This window comes from Dryocola mayonis (genome assembly GCF_051307045.1).
GTDB lineage: Bacteria > Pseudomonadota > Gammaproteobacteria > Enterobacterales > Enterobacteriaceae > Dryocola.
In genome coordinates this window covers 1,265,803-1,284,405 of the sequence record NZ_CP150452.1, presented here as the reverse complement: position 1 = coordinate 1,284,405, position 18,603 = coordinate 1,265,803, and the positions used below count along the sequence as shown (strand labels likewise).

Genomic DNA, 18,603 nt, shown 5'->3' with positions numbered 1-18,603 from the left:
AATTAATCGCCGTCATTCAGCCGCCAGGCCAGCTGCTCAAGGTAGACCTGCTGCTCGTGACGCGCTTTAAGCGCCTCTTCCAGCGTGCACTGGACAAAGTGGATCGGCTCGCCCAGGCGCAGCTGCGCGAGGTGGAACATATCGGCCTCAATCACGCAGGCGATTCGCGGATAGCCGCCCGTTGTCTGCGCATCGTTCATCAGCACGATCGGCTGTCCGTTGTGCGGCACCTGCACGACTCCCGGCAGTAAGCCGTGAGACAGCAGCTCACGGTCGGTGGTGCGTTCCAGACGCTGCCCCTGAAAGCGATAGCCCATACGGTTACTCTGCGGGCTTAGCTGCCAGGGCAAACGCCAGAAGCTCTCCTGCGCGGTCTGGCTGAATTCGCGATACTCCGGGCCGGGAAGCGCGCGAATGCGGTTGCCCCACAGCAGCTGTTTTACGCCGCGGGCCTCGCGGAAATGGCGCTTTGCAGGCAGCAGCGGGAGGGTATCGCCGTCCTGTAACAGGCGGCCGGAAAAACCGCCGACCTGCGCTTTTAAATCGGTGCTGGCCGATCCCATCAACAGGGGGATGTCCAGCCCGCCCGCCACGGCGACATAGCTGCGCATGCCCCGTTCCGGAGACTTAAGCCGCAGCTGCTGCCCGGTTTTTACCGGCAGCCGCCATCCCGTCCACACCGCATGGCCGTCCAGATCCGCATGACAGCTCGCCCCGGTTAAAGCAAACCAGCCGTCCTGCGTAAACTCAATCACGCACTGGCCAAGCGTAATTTCTAACGCGGCGCTTTCAGGCTCGTTGCCCACCAGCAAATTGGCGATGCGCAATGCGGGGCCCGTCCAGCGCGCCGCAGCGGCTAACGCCTAGCTGGCGATAGCCATAACGCCCGCCGTCCTGCACGGAAGTGTGCATCCCGGCACGAATAATCTTCAGCACAAACCCTCCTTCTGAGGCACAAAACGCACGGTATCACCCGGCGTTAACAGCGTTGGCGGTTCAGCCCGGGGGTTAAATAGTTTGACCGATGTCTGGCCGATAATCTGCCAGCCGCCGGGCGTCGCCAGGGGATAAATTCCCGTCTGGCTGCCGCCGATGCCGACGGAGCCCGCGGGCACCAGCAAACGAGGTTCGGCGCGGCGCGGCGTATGTAACCTCGGCGCAAGCCCTCCAAGGTACGCAAACCCGGGCTGAAAGCCGAGAAAATAAACGACGTACTCGCCGCAGGAATGCAGCTCCACCACCTGACGCGGCGTCAGCCCGCTGTGTTCTGCCACCACGCCCAGATCCGGCCCCGCATCGCCTCCGTAAATTACCGGGATCTCAACGCGATGCGGTTCAGGAATTATCGCTTCGCTCTCTTCCCACCAGCGCTGGATCCTTTCAATGCCGTCCAGCGCCAGGCTGCCCGGCTCGCGCAGCACCACCGTGATGTTATTCATGCCCGGAATCACCTCCCGGACAGCATCCGCCTCCTCCAGCCGACGGGTCAGTCCCCAGATACGCTGCTGGCTTTCAAGGGATATCGGCGGTTCGAGCTCCAGAACCACCGCGCTTTCACCCAATAAATAACACCGCGCTCTTTGCACTTTTCCTCCTGAATACCGCGTTATGCCGGGTTAGGAATATCGATAAAGGTCACGTCCAAATCCGTTTCGCTGTTGAGCCAGTCGCTCAGCGCCTGGATGCCCCCGCGTTCGGTGGCATGGTGCCCTGCGGCATAAAAATGCAGGCCTTGTTCACGCGCCGAATGAATGGTTTGCTCGGAAACCTCGCCCGTAATAAAGGCGTCCACGCCAAAACGCGCGGCGCTGTCAATAAAGCTTTGCCCGCCGCCGGTGCACCAGGCGATGCGCCGAACCTGGTCAGGCCCGGTATCGCCGCACCACAGCGGCGTGCGCCCAAGCCGCATTTCAATCCATGAAGCAAGCTCCACGCCAGAAAGCGGCGTGGAAAACTCGCCCCAGGGCACCAGCGGCTCGATTTCACCTTTAGTTTCGATGCCCAGCAGCGAGCCCAGCTGCGCGTTATTGCCCAGCTGCGGATGCGCGTCCAGCGGCAAATGCCAGCCGTAAAGATTGATATCGTTCGCCAGCAGCGTTTTCAGCCGGTTACGCTTCATGCCGCGAATAACCGGCGGCTCGCCTTTCCAGAAATAGCCATGATGGACGATCACCGCATCGGCGCCCTGGCGTACCGCCTCGTCCAGCAGCGCCTGGCTTGCCGTTACGCCGGTAATAATTTTACGGATCTCTTCGCGTCCCTCAACCTGCAGGCCGTTTGGCGCATAGTCGCTTATCGCCGCGCTGTTGAGCTTTTCGTTGATCAGGCGTTCCAGTTCGCTATTTTTCATCTTGTTTATCTTCCGGTTTTCGCGCCGCCTCATAGGCGGCAAGTGTGGCAATGCGTGCCTGCTTATGGTCGACAATCGGGCGCGGATAGTCCAGCGTCTGCGGCTGTTTATCCGCCCAAACCCATGGCGCATGAATATGTTTGCCCGGCACGGCCTGCAGTTCGGGCACCCAGCGGCGAATAAATTCGCCTGCGGCATCAAATCGTTCCCCCTGCGTGGCGGGATTGAAAATGCGGAAGTAAGGCGCAGCATCGGTGCCGGTGGACGCCGCCCACTGCCAGCCGCCATTATTTGCCGCAAGATCGCCATCGATCAACCGCGTCATAAAGTAGCGCTCCCCCGCCCGCCAGTCGATGAGCAAATCCTTTACCAGAAAGCTGGCGACGACCATGCGCAGGCGGTTGTGCATCCAGCCCGTCGCATTAAGCTGGCGCATCGCCGCATCCACAATCGGGTAGCCGGTTTGCCCCTGCTGCCAGGCCGTGAGCAGCTTTTCATCCTGCTGCCAGCGCACGCTGTCGGTCCAGGGAATAAAGGGCTGATAGCGGCACAGCTTTGGATAAGCCACCAGCAGATGACGATAGAATTCACGCCAGACCAGTTCGTTTAGCCATGTCGAACCCGCCCCGCCTTCCAGAGCCCGGGGATGCTCTTTGAGCAAACGATGTAAGCACTGGCGGGGGGAAATCACCCCGAGCGCCAAATATGGCGACAGGCGGCTGGTGCCATCAACCGCCGGAAAATCTCGTCGCTCAGGGTAGTCAGCCGCAGGCGTCAGGCAGAACTCCCGCAGCTTTGCGATGGCCGCGCGCTCGCCGAACGGGAACAAGGCGGTATCGACTTCATCGCGTGGATAATCAAAAGGCGCGGCTTGAGTCATTACAAGCGGCTCGCCACGAGCTCCCGGAGCCGAAACACATTCCGGCAGCCCCTCCTGCAGCCGTTTGATAAATGCCTTGCTGAACGGCGTGAAGACCTTGTACATCTCGTGATTGCCGGTAGTCACGCTGCCCGGCGGCAAAAGCACGCTGTCATCGAAGCCCTGACATATCACGTCGCGCCCCAGGTTTTTTTCCACCGCCGCGTCGCGCTCGCGCTCATTGAGTTCGTACTGATAGTTATAAAACAGCGCATCGACGTTTCGGCTGGCGCAGAACGCTTTCAGGCACTCGATGGAGGCCGCGAAATCCTTCGCCTGCTTGATGCAAAGCTCGATTCCTCTTTCGGCCAGAGAAGTTTGCAGCAGGCGCAGGTGCTGCCAGAGAAATTCAGCCTGTCGGGGCGCCATATTGTGCTGTCGCCACTGTTCGGGCGTGGCGATAAAAATTCCCGTGACTTTAGCCCTGGGATCGCGGCAGGCCGCCGCGAGCGCCAGGTTATCGCAAACGCGTAAATCGTTGCGAAACCAGACCAGATGAGTGGTCATACAACTCCCTGAATTAATTGCCGTAGCGCAAACGCAAAGCTTCCGGATAGGGTTCAAAATAGCGCTGCTGCGCCAGATACTGGTCAGGATATTCCGCCATGTAATGTTTCAACAGGGTGAGAGGCGCCAGCAGCGGCTGGGTGCCCTGCCGATAGCGGTCAATCAACCCCGACAGCTCCTGGCGCTGTCGGGCGCTCAGCTGGCGGCGGAAATAGCCCTGAACGTGCATCAGCACATTCGTATGATTGCGGCGCGTGGCCTGATGTTCAAGCAGGGTCATTAAGCGCCGCCGGTATTCGACAAAGAACTCATCCAGCGAGCTCCAGCTCTCAATACCCGCAACAAAGCGGCCCAGCTCGCGATACTGCGGCTGGGAATGGGCCAGCAAAAGCAGCTTATAGCGGCTGTGAAAACCGATAAGCCCGCCTCTGGTCAGCCCTGTTTTGCGCAGGTTATTGAGTTCAAACAGCGTGTAAATCCGCTCGACGAAATTCTCGCGAATGGCGGGGTCCTGTAAACGTCCGTCTTCTTCCACGGGCAGCCAGGGCATCTGGCGCTTTAGCTCAGCGGTGAAAATCCCGGTTCCGCTTTTACGGTTATTGTTTCCTTCGGGCTCATACACCCGCACTCTTTCCAGGCCGCAGCTCGGCGATTTGGCGCAAACGATATAGCCGCAAAGATGCTCCAGCCCGGCGATTCGCCTGGCCGAAAACTGCCGCATCGCCTGGGTTAAATCCCCTTCGGCGTGGTTGCTGAAACGTAGCGCAGTTTCGCCGTCATCCGTTTTAACTAAACGCAACGCCGGGCGCGGCGCAGGCAAGCCAATCGCCATTTCCGGACAGACCGGCTCGAAACGCACCCAGGGCGCCAGCTCGTTAACCGCAAATGCAAGCCGCTTGTGGCCGCCGTCAAAACGGACGTTCTCGCCGAGTAAACAGGCGCTGATACCGATTGGAATATTGTCGCTCATGGGCTTGTTCCTTTATGTTGAATACTAAGTGTAGCAAGCCGCCATAACAAAAAAGGCTACCCCTTCGGGTAGCCTTTTAGCTTTCATTCAGTTCGGGCTTCAGTAGAAATCGCCGGAGGCGGCTTCCGCCTGGGCCATCCAGACCGGCTGCTCGCTGGTCTTCGACCAGACCCGGTGCAGATAGCTGTAAAAACGTGCGCGGTCTTTCCAGAACAGCATCACCGGCAGCGCCAGTACGCCGACGATTACCGCGAGGGTGCGACGCAGGATAACCTGATGCGCAGGATATTCTTTGTATAAAGACATAGGCTTCTCCCTTATTTTTGTGACCGGCAACAAATGCCGGGAATTCAGAACTTGTCATCTGGCTAAAATAGTATCGCATTGGCTGAAAGTTTACTACTCATCCGACCACTAAAATGCCCCGGTTGCGGGGAAATTTACAATTCACCGCGTAAGTAAGTTACAAAACAGTTAAATAAATACTAATCATTAGTTAATTGATGGGTTTTTATTTTTATGCCGGCCCCTCTGTGCGGCTGGAAAAAAGAAGGTCTGCCGTTTTATGCTGTAAGCGGACGACAGGCGTAAAAAAGGCGCCTTGCGGCGCCTTTTTTTGATTTCTTTTTTACTATGCGTTCTTCAGCACTTCGCTGACGATCTCTACCGCTTCTTTCTCAATTTGCTGGCGGTGTTCGGCGCCCAGGAAACTTTCACAATAGATTTTGTACGCATCTTCCGTACCGGACGGGCGAGCCGCGAACCAGCCGTTTTCGGTCATCACCTTCAGGCCGCCGATAGAAGCGCCGTTGCCCGGCGCCGCCGTTAAGCGCGCGGTGATTGGGTCGCCCGCCAGGGTATCCGCGCTGACCATTTCCGGGGACAGCTTCGAAAGCGCCGCTTTTTGCGCAGAGGTTGCCGGGGCCTGCAGACGGTTATAGCTAGGCGCGCCGAAGCGTGCTGCCAGCTCGTCATAGTGCTGCTGCGGGTTCTTACCGGTAACTGCGGTAATTTCCGCCGCCAGCAGGCACATGATGATACCGTCTTTGTCGGTTGACCACGGCGTGCCGTCGAAGCGCAGGAAGGAGGCGCCGGCGCTCTCTTCGCCGCCGAAGCCGAAGCTGCCGTCAAACAGGCCGTCGACGAACCATTTAAAGCCAACCGGCACTTCCACCAGCTTACGGCCCAGGTCGTTGACCACGCGGTCAATCATTGCGGACGAGACCAGCGTTTTACCTACCGCCACATCTTTGCCCCACTGCGGACGATGCTGGAACAGATAATTAATGGCGACGGCCAGATAGTGGTTAGGGTTCATCAGGCCGGCCGGGGTAACGATGCCGTGACGGTCGTAGTCCGGGTCGTTGGCAAAGGCCAGATCGAATTTGTCGCGCAGCGCCAGCAGCCCCGCCATTGCGCACTCGGAGGAGCAGTCCATGCGGATTGCGCCGTCTTTATCGAGGTGCATAAAGCGGAAAGTCTGATCGACATGGTCGTTGACGATGGTCAGATCCAGATTGTAGTGCTTCGCGATACGCTGCCAGTATTCGATGCCGGAGCCGCCGAGCGGATCAACGCCCAGCTTCAGGCCCGCTTTCTGAATGGCGGCCATATCGATGATATCCACCAGCCCTTCGATAAACGGCTGCACCAGGTCCTGCTCTTTCACGCGGCCGCAGGCCCAGGCCTCGTCAAGAGACAGACGCTTCACCTCTTTCAGACCGCCGGCCAGCAGCGCGTTTGCGCGCTCTTCGATAACCTTAGTGACGTTAGTATCAGCCGGGCCACCGTTAGGCGGATTGTATTTGATTCCGCCGTCTTCAGGCGGGTTATGGGAAGGCGTGATAACAATGCCGTCCGCCTGCACGCCGCCCTTTTTGTTGTGCACCAGAATCGCGTTAGAAACCGCAGGCGTTGGCGTGTAGCCATTCGCCTGCTGGACAATGACATCCACACCGTTGGCCGCCAGGACTTCCAGCACGGAGATAAACGCAGGCTCAGACAGGGCGTGAGTGTCTTTACCGACATAGCACGGGCCGGTGATGCCGTTTTTAGCACGATCTTCAGCAATCGCCTGAGCAATCGCCAGAATATGTGGTTCGTTAAAGCTATGACGAGCCGCACTGCCGCGGTGGCCGGAGGTGCCGAACTTCACCGCGTGTTCGCTATTGCCCGCTTCTGGTTTCAGCACGTAGTACTGGGCCGTTAGCTGGGCTACGTTAATCAAATCGCTCTGTTGCGCAGGTTGACCTGCACGGTTGTGGTTAGCCATTGGCCCTTCCTTTTGACGCAGATTAAATAGTGCCGCAAACCTTCTCAATCAATTCCGCCGGGAACTGCATTGATTGCATGATGTGTTCAATCATGCTGCATTTGCGGCCCGTATTAGTATTGGTGATAACCCAGTATGGCGTACCCGGAACGTGTTTTGGCTTGGTCTGATTGCCATTAGCCAGCAGCGTTTGCTCGTTGCCGGCAAAGTAGACGCGGGTACGGCCGTGCAAAGACTCGGTGGCTTCGCCAAAGGTTTTTGCATCCAGCTGATAGAGCGTTGAAAGCACCATCATGAAACGATTAACGGCTTTCTTTTGCTCCGCATACTCATCAGAGAGTAGCAACTCACGCACGGCGCGCACGCGATCGCGCGCCCGATTCACGGGTTTCTCTTCGGAAGCAGGTGTTGCCGCAGAGGGTGCGGAGTTCGCCGTCGGGGAAGTGGTCGCTGCGGGAGTCTGACCGGCGGTAAATTTCAACATACGCCGTAAAATATCGGACGCGCTCTCGCCAATGTGTTGCGTGTGGCTGGCAATATAGCGATACAGCTCGTCATCAACTTCAATCGTTTTCATCTTCATCCAGTGCGATATCTTATTCTGAATACAAGTCGTTGGGATTATAGGAGCAAATCCCAACAGCGGGTAGCGCCAAACAGGTGCCGCCTGATAAAGCCAGATTAAACTGAATGTTTGCGGCACTGCGGCAGGAATAGCTTCATGATACCCTAACCCTACGAATCAAAAAAAAGAACTTTGCCATGAAATTAAACGCTCGCCTGCAAACTGCGCAACAATCGACTAGCAATTCCCCTATCGTTCTCATTCACGGCCTGTTTGGCAGCCTTGACAACCTCGGCGTGCTCGCCCGGGATCTGGGGCAGGATCATACGCTGCTGCAAATCGATCTGCGTAACCACGGCCAGTCTCCCCGCAGCGATGAGATGAATTATCCTGCGATGGCGCGCGACGTGCTGGAAACCCTGGACGAATACGGTTTTGAGCAGGCGATAATTATCGGCCATTCCATGGGCGGTAAAGTGGCTATGGCTTTAACCGCTATCGCCCCTGAGCGCATTGATAAGCTGGTGCTGATTGATATCGCGCCGGTTGACTACCAGGTGCGGCGCCACGATGAAATTTTTGCCGCTATTAACGCCGTGAGCCGCGCCGGTGCGAAAAGCCGCCAGCAGGCCGCCGCGTTAATGCGCGAGCATATAAAGGAAGAAGGCGTGATTCAGTTTCTGCTGAAATCCTTTGCCGAAGGCGAATGGAAGTTCAACGTGCCGGCGCTGTGGCAGCAGTATGAGCATATCGTCGGCTGGCAGCCTGTTCCCGCCTGGGACGGTCCCGCCTTATTTATCCGCGGCGGCGCTTCGCCTTATGTAGATGAAACGCACCGGGACGCGCTGCTGGCCCAGTTCCCGCAGGCGCGGGCGCACGTTGTTGCCGGCGCAGGACACTGGGTTCACGCCGAGAAACCGGAAGCGGTTTTACGCGCCGTTCACCGTTTTATCGATGATTGCGCCAAAAACTGATTAAAAACAGACCGACCGGCCGCAAGATGCGGCTAACGCGTTGGCGCGCCGGACTCCCTGATGTATGATGGCGCGCTTAAATGCGCCGGAGCATTCTGCTCGCAGCATCCCGAATTTCCTGTCAGTACTCTAATCATGGCAAAAGAACAAACGGACCGTACTACAATAGATCTGTTCGCGGACGAGCGTCGCCCGGGGCGGCCAAAAACCAATCCGCTAACGCGAGATGAGCAGCTGCGCATCAACAAACGTAACCAGCTCAAACGCGATAAAGTACGCGGCCTGAAGCGCGTTGAGCTGAAACTCAACAACGAAGCGGTGGATGCCCTTAACCAACTTGCTGAAGCCAGAAACATCAGCCGCAGCGAGCTGATTGAAGAGATGTTATTAGCCCAGCTAAAGCAGCATCTGAGCTAGCCGTTCGCTATTTCGCCCCGTCATCAAATAAAAAACGGCGCTTAAAGCGCCATCATGTTGCAGACTGTGCACAGCGCTGTGATAGCTGTTTCCGCACCCTGACCTGTTCTGCTATCATTGCCCCATCTGTGGGCAATTCTCCGCCACCATACCATTAAGTTTCAAGAGGTTATTTAACTCATGGCAATCGTAGGCATTTTTTTCGGCAGCGATACCGGTAATACCGAAAATATCGCAAAAATGATTCAAAAACAGCTCGGTAAAGATGTTGCTGAAGTGCGTGACATTGCAAAAAGCAGCAAGGAAGATCTCGAAGGGTTCGACATTCTGCTGCTGGGCATCCCTACCTGGTACTATGGCGAAGCGCAGTGCGACTGGGATGACTTCTTCCCGACTCTTGAAGAAGTGGATTTCAACGGCAAGCTGGTTGCGCTGTTCGGCTGTGGCGATCAGGAAGATTACGCGGAATATTTCTGCGACGCGCTGGGCACCATTCGCGACATCATTGAACCACGCGGCGCGGCAATCGTAGGCCACTGGCCGACGGCGGGCTACCACTTCGAAGCGTCGAAGGGTCTGGCTGACGACGACCACTTTGTAGGCCTGGCCATTGATGAAGACCGTCAGCCGGAGCTGACCGCCGAGCGCGTGGAGAAATGGACCAGGCAGGTTGCGGAAGAGCTCAACCTGGCCGATATCCTCAACGCCTGATGCGTAACGGCGCAGGCCAAGGTTTGCGCCGTATTGATAGGCATTACCAATGAAAATAATCGCTACATTTTTGTAACTTTTTTGTCTATCCCTGTACAATACCCCACAGGTCGCGTTTGCTGCACCGCCAGCAAAGGGTGACTCAGCCACGATTTTTTAGCTGTTATGCTTTAACTTACAGTTTCTATTTAGACGTGGCTGTACTATACCCTCAAAAGAAGGGTATATAATGAAACGCATTCACTTAACGCTCAACGAGTCCGAGCATAACGTTAAGCAACAGGACAATTTCCGCATGACTGACAACAACACCGCATTAAAGAAGGCCGGCCTGAAAGTCACGCTTCCGCGATTAAAAATCCTTGAAGTGTTGCAGGGACCGGTTAACCATCACGTCAGTGCGGAAGACTTATACAAACGTCTGATTGATATGGGTGAAGAGATTGGTCTGGCCACGGTTTACCGCGTGCTGAACCAGTTTGACGACGCGGGTATCGTTACCCGCCATAATTTCGAAGGCGGCAAGTCGGTTTTTGAACTGACTCAGCAGCATCATCACGACCACCTGATTTGCCTGGACTGCGGCAAAGTCATTGAATTCAGCGATGATTCAATCGAAGCCCGCCAGCGTGAAATCGCGACCCGCCACGGGATTCGGCTGACTAACCACAGTCTTTACCTGTATGGCCACTGCGCCGAAGGCGACTGCCGTACCGACGAAAACGCCCACGAAATCAGCGAGAAGTAATCCGCACTCTTGCTTTCCCTTCGGGAAAGCAGAGACAAAAAACCGGTGAGGAAACTCACCGGTTTTTTTATGGGCCAGAGAAACTTAACAAGCCGGGCGCTTTTGCGCCCGGCTGCCCATCAGAAGATAGTGAAAGGTGCGATAACGAGGAACTTCACGTCGCGCTCATCCTGGAAGATGTTGCCGTAGCCGCCGCCCCAGCTTGGGATATCGGAATGGTTGTCATACTGGGTAAAGTGCAGCTTAAACAGCGTGCCTTTCGCTCGGCCATCCTGAACGGTATATGACGCATCGAGGCTGTAAGAGGATTCCTTCAGACGGCGATCGGCGTCGTAGTAGCCATCGGTCGTTGGCGTGGAGCTGGGTTTTGCATCCCAGGCGTAAACGTAAGATGCGCCCACCGCCCAGCCGGCCAGATCCCAGTTGCTCAGGTCATACATCGCGCCCGCGAACAGCGCTTTTTCGCCGTTGGCGTTAAAGTCGGAGCGGTTATCCCACCATACATCAAGACGCCCGTTTGAGGAGGCATAGGTTGGGGTCATACGCTGCAGGAAGAACCCCTGCTGCCCTTCGGCCTTCACCATGGTTCCTTCCAGACGCAGGTCGACCTGACCAATTTTGTAACCGAGGGTTAGCGCCTGCAGCCAGGCTGTGCCGTCGTAAATATCGTTAATGCCGCCGTCTGAGACTTTGTCCCTGGTCCCGTAGAACTGGTAGCTGGTGGTCAGCGGGCTGCCAGCGATATCAAATTTGTAGCTTGCTTTGGTAAAGTACTGGTCAATGTACCCTTCTGCCTGACCGAAGGCCGCCTCAAGCACCAGATCGTTTTTGAAGTCATACTTTGCGCCGATTGAATGCAGGTAGTCGACTTTGGTGTGCCTGTCGTTCTGATAGAACTTGTCCATCTCCAGATGCCATGGCGCTTTATATTCGTTCGTCCACATATAGGAGAAGCTCAGCGCGCCCGCATCGCCGTAATCGAAACTGGCGCCGGCTTCAGCGCCCTGATAGGTGCCCGGCATAAAGCTCCAGTGCGGAGCCAGCAAAGTCTGGCCGGTTGGCTGAATGTAGCCCGCCCGCGCCCAAACCGGCCCGTATTTAAATTTCGCCGCCGCCTTATAAAGGCTGATTCCGCTCTTGTCGCCGGAATAGTCTTCGTCATAGGCTTTATTTTTTGATGAGAATGCGATTTCGTTCGGGTGCCCGCTGTCGCCATTTTCCGCCATTTCAATCGCGGTAAAGGCCGCAATATCCAGACCAAACATATCGGCCACATAGCCGGACTGGAAATCCAGGTTGGCGTTCCAGGTCGAATGGGAAAGGTTGGTTTCGTATTTACTGGTATTAACGTCTTTACGGTCACGCTCACGCTGCCAGTAATAAATACCGCCGGTGAGGGTTGAATCATCGATAAATCCCGCGGCCGCCGCCTGCGGAACGGTAACCATACCTGAAAGCGCCGTGACGCCTGCAATTGCAAGCGCCAGCGCGCTACGTTTGCCCTTAAACGTACGCATATTGAAATCCTCTTTGACGTATAAATAATCACCCGGCGTAAAAACGCCTGACGGCGAAAAATAAAAAATGCCTGACGGCTAAAAGCGGTTAAGAATATTTCCCCCGCATGACTGCTAAGCAACAGACTATTTTTCGCGACGCGAATTATCAACGACTTTGTAAGAGTTAATTTCCATATTATGACGAAGAGCACATAATCTATGTGCATTTGTAACAAGTTGCTTTATCAGCGTTTTATAGCGCAAAATTAAATTTAATTACTATATTCGCAAAAATGAAAGCGCTCCCATAAACGCTAATGATAATTTTTCCAGATTAAGGTCAAGGGCAGACAATTATTAAATAAGGCGTCGATGCCAATTAATTCGCACCGCGAATGTTAATAACTATTTAAATCGCTGATCGTTAAGCGAAAAAAAACGCCGCATAAAGCGGCGTTGAATACAGGGGCTCAAGCGATTAATCGCCTATTTTTGCCCAGGTGTCACGCAGGCCAACGGTGCGGTTAAAGACCAGTTTGGTAGCGGTTGCATAACGGCTGTCGAGGCAGAAATACCCTTCGCGCTCAAACTGATACGCTTTACCCGCCTGGGCGTTTTGCAGGCCTGGCTCAACGAAACCTTGTTTGATAACCAGCGACTGCGGATTGATGGTCGCAAGGAAATCTTCCGCGCTGCCCGGGTTTGCTACGCTAAACAGGCGATCGTAGAGACGAATCTCCACCGGCAGCGCGTGGGATGCGCTTACCCAGTGAATAACGCCTTTCACTTTACGGCCGTCCGCCGGGTCTTTGCTCAGGGTTTCGGCGTCGTAGGTGCAATACAGGGTGGTGATATTGCCTTGTTCATCTTTCTCTACGCGTTCAGCTTTGATCACATACGCGTTGCGCAGGCGTACTTCTTTGCCCAGCACCAGACGCTTGTACTGCTTGTTAGCTTCTTCGCGGAAGTCTGCGCGGTCGATGTAGATCTCACCGCTGAAAGGCACCTGGCGGCTGCCCATTTCAGGCTTGTTCGGATGATTTGGCATGGTGACCATTTCTTCCGCGCCCTGCGGGTAGTTTTCAATGATGACTTTTACCGGATCCAATACCGCCATCGCGCGCGGAGCGTTCTCGTTCAGATCGTCACGAATGCACGATTCCAGCGCCGCCATCTCGACGGTGTTGTCCTGCTTGGTGACGCCGATGCGTTTGCAGAACTCACGGATGGAAGCGGCGGTATAACCACGACGACGCAGGCCGGAGATGGTCGGCATGCGCGGGTCGTCCCAGCCTTCGACAATCTTCTCGGTCACCAGCAGGTTCAGCTTACGCTTGGACATGATGGCGTATTCAAGGTTCAGGCGAGAGAACTCGTACTGGCGCGGATGAGCCGCAATGGTGATGTTGTCTAACACCCAGTCGTACAGACGACGGTTGTCCTGGAACTCCAGCGTACACAGCGAATGGGTGATACCTTCCAGCGCATCGGAAATGCAGTGGGTGAAGTCATACATCGGGTAAATGCACCACTTGCTGCCCGTCTGATGGTGCTCGGCGAACTTAATGCGGTAGATCACCGGATCGCGCATCACGATGAAAGGCGAGGCCATATCAATTTTCGCGCGCAGGCAGGCGGTGCCTTCGGCGAATTCGCCGTTGCGCATTTTCTCAAACAGGGCGAGGTTTTCCTCGACGCTGCGATCGCGGTAGGGGCTGTTTTTGCCCGGCGCCGTCAAAGAGCCGCGATATTCGCGGATCTGCTCAGGCGTCAGCTCATCGACATACGCCAGGCCTTTGTTAATCAGCTCAACGGCATAGTTAAACAGCTGGTCGAAATAATCAGAGGAGTAGCGCACGTCACCGGACCAGTGGAAGCCCAGCCATTCTACGTCGTGCTTAATAGAATCAACGTATTCGATATCTTCTTTTACCGGGTTGGTGTCATCGAAACGCAGATTGCACAGCCCCTGGTAATCCTGTGCGATACCAAAGTTCAGGCAGATAGATTTTGCATGGCCGATGTGCAGATAGCCATTTGGCTCCGGCGGGAAACGAGTGCAGATACGGTCATGCTTACCGTTGGCCAGATCTTCATCAATAATCTGGCGAATAAAGTTAGTTGGGCGGGCTTCAGCCTCACTCATCGCGGATTCCTCAAGACAAAACTTTCGTTAACGGTGCATGATCTAATAAGCAGGCGCGGGAAACAACCTTTAGTTGCACAAATTACGGCGGCCAGGCTTAAAGAGAAGAAGGGATTAATTCGGGAGAATAAAAAAGCGGCTGGGGAAGGTCCCCAGCCGCTTAAGGCACAATGCTACTCAGGAGCAATTATTTGCCTTTAATTTCATACAGCGGCGTCTGACCCGCAACCACTGACCCCTGCGCCTGCAGAATCAGGCCGCTGAAGTCATCGATGTTGCTGCAAACTACCGGGCTTATCATGGAGCGCGCGTTAGCGTTCAGGAAATCAAGATCCATTTCCAGAACCGGCTGGCCGGCGACCACTTCAGCGCCCTCTTCCACCAGACGGGTAAAGCCCTGTCCGTTAAGCGCTACGGTATCGATACCCATATGGACAACGATTTCCGCGCCCTTTTCCGTTTCCAGGCAGAACGCATGGTTGGTGTTAAAGATTTTCACGATGGTGCCGGCCGCCGGCGATACAACGGTTTTATCCGTTGGCTTCACCGCTACGCCGTCACCTACCGCTTTGCTGGCGAAGGCTTCATCAGGCACCTGCTCCAGTGCCACTACTTCACCGGTTACCGGCGAAACCAGCGCCGCGATGGTGACCGCATTTGGCACCGCCTGCGGTTTAGGCGTAGTAGTGACGGCAACGGGGGCCGTAGGCGCTTGCGCCGCAGGAACGTCGCCGGTGGTTTTCATGGCGTTAGCAATTTTCTCTGCCACGAAGCCCACGATAATCTGCACGCTGGTTTTGTTCAGGCGAATCACGCCGGTTGCGCCAAGACGTTTTGCCAGCGCTTCGTTCACTAAAGAAGAGTCTTTCACGTTCAGGCGCAGACGAGTGATGCAGGCGTCGATACCGGTCAGGTTAGCTGAGCCGCCAACCGCTGCGATGTACTGACGAGCCAGAGCGGAAACGTCCTGATTTGCCGTACCGCTAACGTTCACATCCTGGCCATCAGCCTCATCACCTGCCACCGCCAGCTCGCGGCCCGGGGTTAACAGGTTGAATTTGGTGATGGTGAAACGGAACACCACGTAGTAAATCACGAAGAACACGAGACCTTGCGGAATCAGCATCCACCAGTGGGTCGCCAGCGGGTTACGGGAAGAAAGCACCATATCCACCAGGCCTGCGCTGAAGCCGAAACCGGCAATCCAGTGCATGCTTGCTGCGATGAATACGGAAATACCGGTCAGAACGGCGTGGATAACGTACAGAACCGGCGCAACGAACATGAAGGAGAATTCCAGCGGTTCGGTGATGCCGGTAAAGAACGCGGCGAAGGCAGCCGCCAACATGATACCTGCCACTTTCGCTTTGTTTTCCGGACGAGCGCAGTGGTAGATAGCCAGCGCTGCACCCGGCAGGCCGAACATCATGATTGGGAAGAAGCCAGCCTGGTAACGACCGGTGATGCCAACAACGGCTTTACCTGCTTCGATGGACTGCGCGCCGCCCAGGAAGTTAGGAATATCGTTAATGCCGGCAACGTCAAACCAGAATACGGAGTTCAACGCGTGGTGCAGACCAACCGGGATCAGCAGACGGTTGAAGAACGCGTAAACGCCGGCGCCAACGGAGCCCAGCTTCTGAATGTGCTCACCAAAGTTCACCAGGCCGTCGAAGATCATCGGCCAGACGTACATCATGATGAAAGCGACAACGATCATCACAAAGGAGGTGAGGATCGGCACCAGACGACGGCCGCTGAAGAAGGACAGCGCCTTCGGCAGCTCAACGCTGCTGTAGCGATTGTACAGTTCCGCAGAGATGATCCCCACCAGAATACCCACGAACTGGTTGCTGATTTTACCGAACGCCGCCGGAACCTGGTCCGCCGGAATTTTCTGGATCATGGCAACCGCTGCCGGAGAACACAGGGTGGTCAGTACCAGGAAGCCAACAAAGCCGGTCAGCGCTGCGGCGCCGTCTTTGTCTTTGGACATGCCGTAAGCCACGCCGATGGCGAACAGTACGGACATATTATCAATAATGGCAGAACCAGATTTAATGAAGAACGCCGCAAGCGCGTTGTCTCCACCCCAGCCAACCGGGTCAATCCAGTAACCTACCCCCATCAGAATTGCTGCTGCAGGAAGTGTAGCCACGGGCACCATAAGTGCGCGGCCAACTCGTTGTAAATAACCTAGAATACTCACTTTATTCCCCCTATGAGACCCTGTTAAGGCTCGCTCAAAGCAGTGTTTTTATTGTCTTAACAACCTTAAAGAAACGGCGACGCTTCACATCACACACCGGAGTGTGAAAAAATTTAATTCGTATCGCAAATTAAACGCGCACTTTTTGTGACTACAGTCACCAAATATCGCTATAGCACCCCCCTTCAGCTGGCTATCATGCAAAACTTATTTTATCATTCAAAAAATCAGGACGGATTGCCCCCTCAGGCACCAGTATAAAACTGGTTTACCCTTAGAGGGTGGATTATCAATCTGGCCAAACCCGTTTTCTATTAACTCCTAAGAGGTGAATGATGAGACTGATTCCCCTGGCTACCCCGGCTCAGGTCGGCAAATGGGCAGCTCGCCATATTGTTAAGCGCATCAACGCGTTTAATCCTACTGCAGATCGTCCTTTCGTGCTGGGTTTACCTACCGGCAGCACGCCGCTTGAAGCCTATAAGGCGCTGGTAGAGATGCATAAAGCGGGCCAGGTTAGCTTCAAAAACGTCGTGACCTTTAATATGGATGAATACGTCGGCCTGCCGAAAGAGCATCCGGAAAGCTATCATACCTTCATGCATAAGAACTTCTTCGATCACGTTGATATTCCGGCGGAAAACATCAACCTGCTGAACGGTAACGCCGAAGACGTTGACGCGGAATGCCGCGCTTACGAAGAAAAAATTCGCTCCTACGGTAAAATCCACCTCTTTATGGGCGGCGTGGGCAACGACGGCCATATCGCGTTCAACGAGCCGGCCTCATCCCTTGCTTCCCGTACCCGTATTAAAACCCTGACTCATGACACCCGCGTGGCAAATTCTCGCTTCTTTGGCGGCGATGTGAACCAGGTTCCAAAATACGCCCTGACCGTAGGCGTCGGTACGCTGCTTGACGCAGAAGAGGTGATGATTCTGGTGCTCGGCCACGTAAAAGCGCAGGCTCTACAGGCTGCCGTAGAAGGCAACGTCAACCACATGTGGACCATCAGCTGCCTGCAGCTGCATCCAAAAGCGGTGGTGGTGTGCGACGAACCTTCTACCATGGAGCTGAAAGTGAAAACGTTGAAGTACTTCAACGAACTCGAAGCAGAAAATATTAAAGGCCTTTAAGCACTTCTTTTTTACCGGGGGTAATTATGTTTGCACTAACCCAGGGTCGGATTTATACCGGCCATGACATTCTGGATGACCACGCGGTGGTTATCGCTGACGGCCTGATTGAGCGCGTTTGTCCGCGCGCCGAACTCCCGGCCGGGATCGAAACCCGCGATATGGGCGGTGCGATCATCGCCCCCGGTTTTATTGATGTGCAGCTAAACGGCTGCGGCGGCGTGCAGTTTAACGACACCGTCGACGCCGTCACGGTTGAAACGCTGGAGATTATGCAGCAAGCCAACGAGCGTTCCGGCTGCACCAGCTATCTGCCAACGCTTATCACCGCCAGCGACGAACTGATGATGCAGGGCGTTAAAGTGATGCGTGAGTACCTGGCTAAATACAGCAACCAGGCGCTCGGTCTTCACCTGGAAGGCCCGTGGCTGAACATGGTGAAAAAAGGCACGCACAACCCGAGCTTTGTCCGTAAACCGGATGCCGGCCTGGTTGATTTCCTCTGCGAGAACGCGGACGTCATCACCAAAGTCACCCTGGCGCCGGAAATGGTGGAGCCGGAAGTTATCAAAAAACTGGTCGCCGCGGGCATTATCGTTTCCGCAGGGCCACTCCAACGCGACGGCGAAAGAAGCCAGAGTAGGTTTCCGCGCGGGCATCACCTTCGCAACGCATCTCTTCAACGCCATGCCTTATATTACGGGCCGCGAACCGGGCCTTGCGGGCGCAATCTTTGATGAGCCGGATATTTATTGCGGCATCATTGCCGATGGCCTGCACGTGGACTATGCGAATATTCGCACCGCGAAGCGGCTGAAAGGCGATAAACTCTGTCTGGTCACCGACGCGACCGCACCGGCGGGCGCTAATATTGAACAGTTCATTTTTGCTGGTAAAACAATATACTACCGCGACGGTTTATGTGTAGATGAGAACGGTACGCTGAGCGGTTCCGCCCTGACGATGATCGAAGGGGTGCGTAATCTGGTCGAGCACGCCGGCATTGCGCTGGATGAAGTCCTGCGTATGGCCACTCTCTACCCTGCCCGAGCGATGGGTGTGGAAAAGCAGTTGGGCACCATTGAGGCTGGCAAAGTCGCCAACCTGACTGCCTTTACCCGCGATTACAAAATCATCAAGACTCTCGTTAATGGTAATGAGGTCGTAACTGAGTAAAAAA

The 18,603-nt window shown here is 55.2% G+C and carries 15 protein-coding genes and 2 pseudogenes; 6 read left to right on the top strand and 11 right to left on the bottom strand.

The annotated features are described in order from the left end of the window. Positions 1–2: 2 nt before the first annotated feature. The 8 genes and pseudogenes from pxpC to seqA form a co-directional block, all read right to left on the bottom strand. Positions 3–936, bottom strand: a pseudogene (pxpC, locus tag WLO32_RS06155) (5-oxoprolinase subunit PxpC). Beyond that, entirely contained in the window at positions 930–1,586 is a 657-nt protein-coding gene (gene pxpB, locus WLO32_RS06150; RefSeq protein WP_435947593.1) for a 5-oxoprolinase subunit PxpB, read from the bottom strand. The pseudogene pxpC and the gene pxpB overlap by 7 nt, the downstream one beginning before the upstream one ends. A 20-nt stretch (positions 1,587–1,606) precedes the next feature. Continuing rightward, positions 1,607–2,350 (bottom strand): type 2 GTP cyclohydrolase I, encoded by a 744-nt coding sequence (locus tag WLO32_RS06145; protein ID WP_435947592.1) that lies wholly within the window; start codon positions 2,348–2,350, stop codon positions 1,607–1,609. Further along, positions 2,340–3,776 carry a deoxyribodipyrimidine photo-lyase gene (gene phrB / locus WLO32_RS06140; protein WP_435947591.1) on the bottom strand — a complete coding sequence of 479 codons (1,437 nt, stop codon included), beginning with the start codon at positions 3,774–3,776 and terminating at the stop codon, positions 2,340–2,342. Before phrB ends, WLO32_RS06145 begins: the two co-directional genes overlap by 11 nt. A 13-nt stretch (positions 3,777–3,789) precedes the next feature. Further along, positions 3,790–4,746 carry a YbgA family protein gene (locus WLO32_RS06135; protein ID WP_435947590.1) on the bottom strand — a complete coding sequence of 319 codons (957 nt, stop codon included), beginning with the start codon at positions 4,744–4,746 and terminating at the stop codon, positions 3,790–3,792. Positions 4,747–4,845: 99 nt separating this feature from the next. Continuing rightward, positions 4,846–5,052 carry a YbfA family protein gene (locus WLO32_RS06130; RefSeq protein WP_435947589.1) on the bottom strand — a complete coding sequence of 69 codons (207 nt, stop codon included), beginning with the start codon at positions 5,050–5,052 and terminating at the stop codon, positions 4,846–4,848. Between the two features lie 325 nt (positions 5,053–5,377). After that, entirely contained in the window at positions 5,378–7,018 is a 1,641-nt protein-coding gene (gene pgm / locus WLO32_RS06125) for a phosphoglucomutase (alpha-D-glucose-1,6-bisphosphate-dependent) (protein ID WP_435947588.1), read from the bottom strand. A 22-nt stretch (positions 7,019–7,040) separates the two neighbouring features. Continuing rightward, positions 7,041–7,595 (bottom strand): replication initiation negative regulator SeqA, encoded by a 555-nt coding sequence (gene seqA / locus WLO32_RS06120; protein ID WP_121267121.1) that lies wholly within the window; start codon positions 7,593–7,595, stop codon positions 7,041–7,043. Positions 7,596–7,780: 185 nt separating this feature from the next. On the opposite strand from seqA, the gene ybfF reads away from it, so the two are divergent. The 4 genes from ybfF (at position 7,781) to fur (ending at position 10,433) form a co-directional block, all read left to right on the top strand. Continuing rightward, the gene (gene ybfF, locus WLO32_RS06115; RefSeq protein WP_435947587.1) at positions 7,781–8,557 is read left to right on the top strand and encodes an esterase; all 777 of its coding nucleotides are present in this window, start codon (positions 7,781–7,783) and stop codon (positions 8,555–8,557) included. Positions 8,558–8,692: 135 nt separating this feature from the next. Continuing rightward, entirely contained in the window at positions 8,693–8,974 is a 282-nt protein-coding gene (gene ybfE / locus WLO32_RS06110) for a LexA regulated protein (protein ID WP_183042628.1), read from the top strand. A gap of 180 nt (positions 8,975–9,154) precedes the next feature. Beyond that, positions 9,155–9,685: a flavodoxin FldA gene (fldA, locus tag WLO32_RS06105; RefSeq protein WP_435947586.1), complete on the top strand. Its 531-nt coding sequence runs from the start codon at positions 9,155–9,157 to the stop codon at positions 9,683–9,685. Between the two features lie 295 nt (positions 9,686–9,980). Then, the gene (gene fur, locus WLO32_RS06100; RefSeq protein ID WP_121267171.1) at positions 9,981–10,433 is read left to right on the top strand and encodes a ferric iron uptake transcriptional regulator; all 453 of its coding nucleotides are present in this window, start codon (positions 9,981–9,983) and stop codon (positions 10,431–10,433) included. 119 nt (positions 10,434–10,552) lie between these two features. Here the strand turns inward: fur and chiP are convergent, their stop codons facing one another. The 3 genes from chiP to nagE form a co-directional block, all read right to left on the bottom strand. Further along, positions 10,553–11,950 carry a chitoporin ChiP gene (gene chiP / locus WLO32_RS06095; protein WP_435947585.1) on the bottom strand — a complete coding sequence of 466 codons (1,398 nt, stop codon included), beginning with the start codon at positions 11,948–11,950 and terminating at the stop codon, positions 10,553–10,555. Between the two features lie 460 nt (positions 11,951–12,410). After that, positions 12,411–14,078, bottom strand: a complete 1,668-nt coding sequence (gene glnS / locus WLO32_RS06090; RefSeq protein ID WP_435947584.1) for a glutamine--tRNA ligase — start codon at positions 14,076–14,078, stop codon at positions 12,411–12,413. A 187-nt stretch (positions 14,079–14,265) separates the two neighbouring features. Next, a complete protein-coding gene (gene nagE / locus WLO32_RS06085; protein ID WP_435947583.1) occupies positions 14,266–16,287 on the bottom strand; it encodes an N-acetylglucosamine-specific PTS transporter subunit IIBC in 2,022 nt (673 codons plus the stop codon). A gap of 335 nt (positions 16,288–16,622) precedes the next feature. On the opposite strand from nagE, the gene nagB reads away from it, so the two are divergent. Further along, positions 16,623–17,423: a glucosamine-6-phosphate deaminase gene (gene nagB, locus WLO32_RS06080; protein WP_121267128.1), complete on the top strand. Its 801-nt coding sequence runs from the start codon at positions 16,623–16,625 to the stop codon at positions 17,421–17,423. 26 nt (positions 17,424–17,449) lie between these two features. Then, positions 17,450–18,599 (top strand): annotated as a pseudogene (nagA, locus tag WLO32_RS06075) (N-acetylglucosamine-6-phosphate deacetylase). The last annotated feature ends 4 nt before the right edge of the window (positions 18,600–18,603 follow it).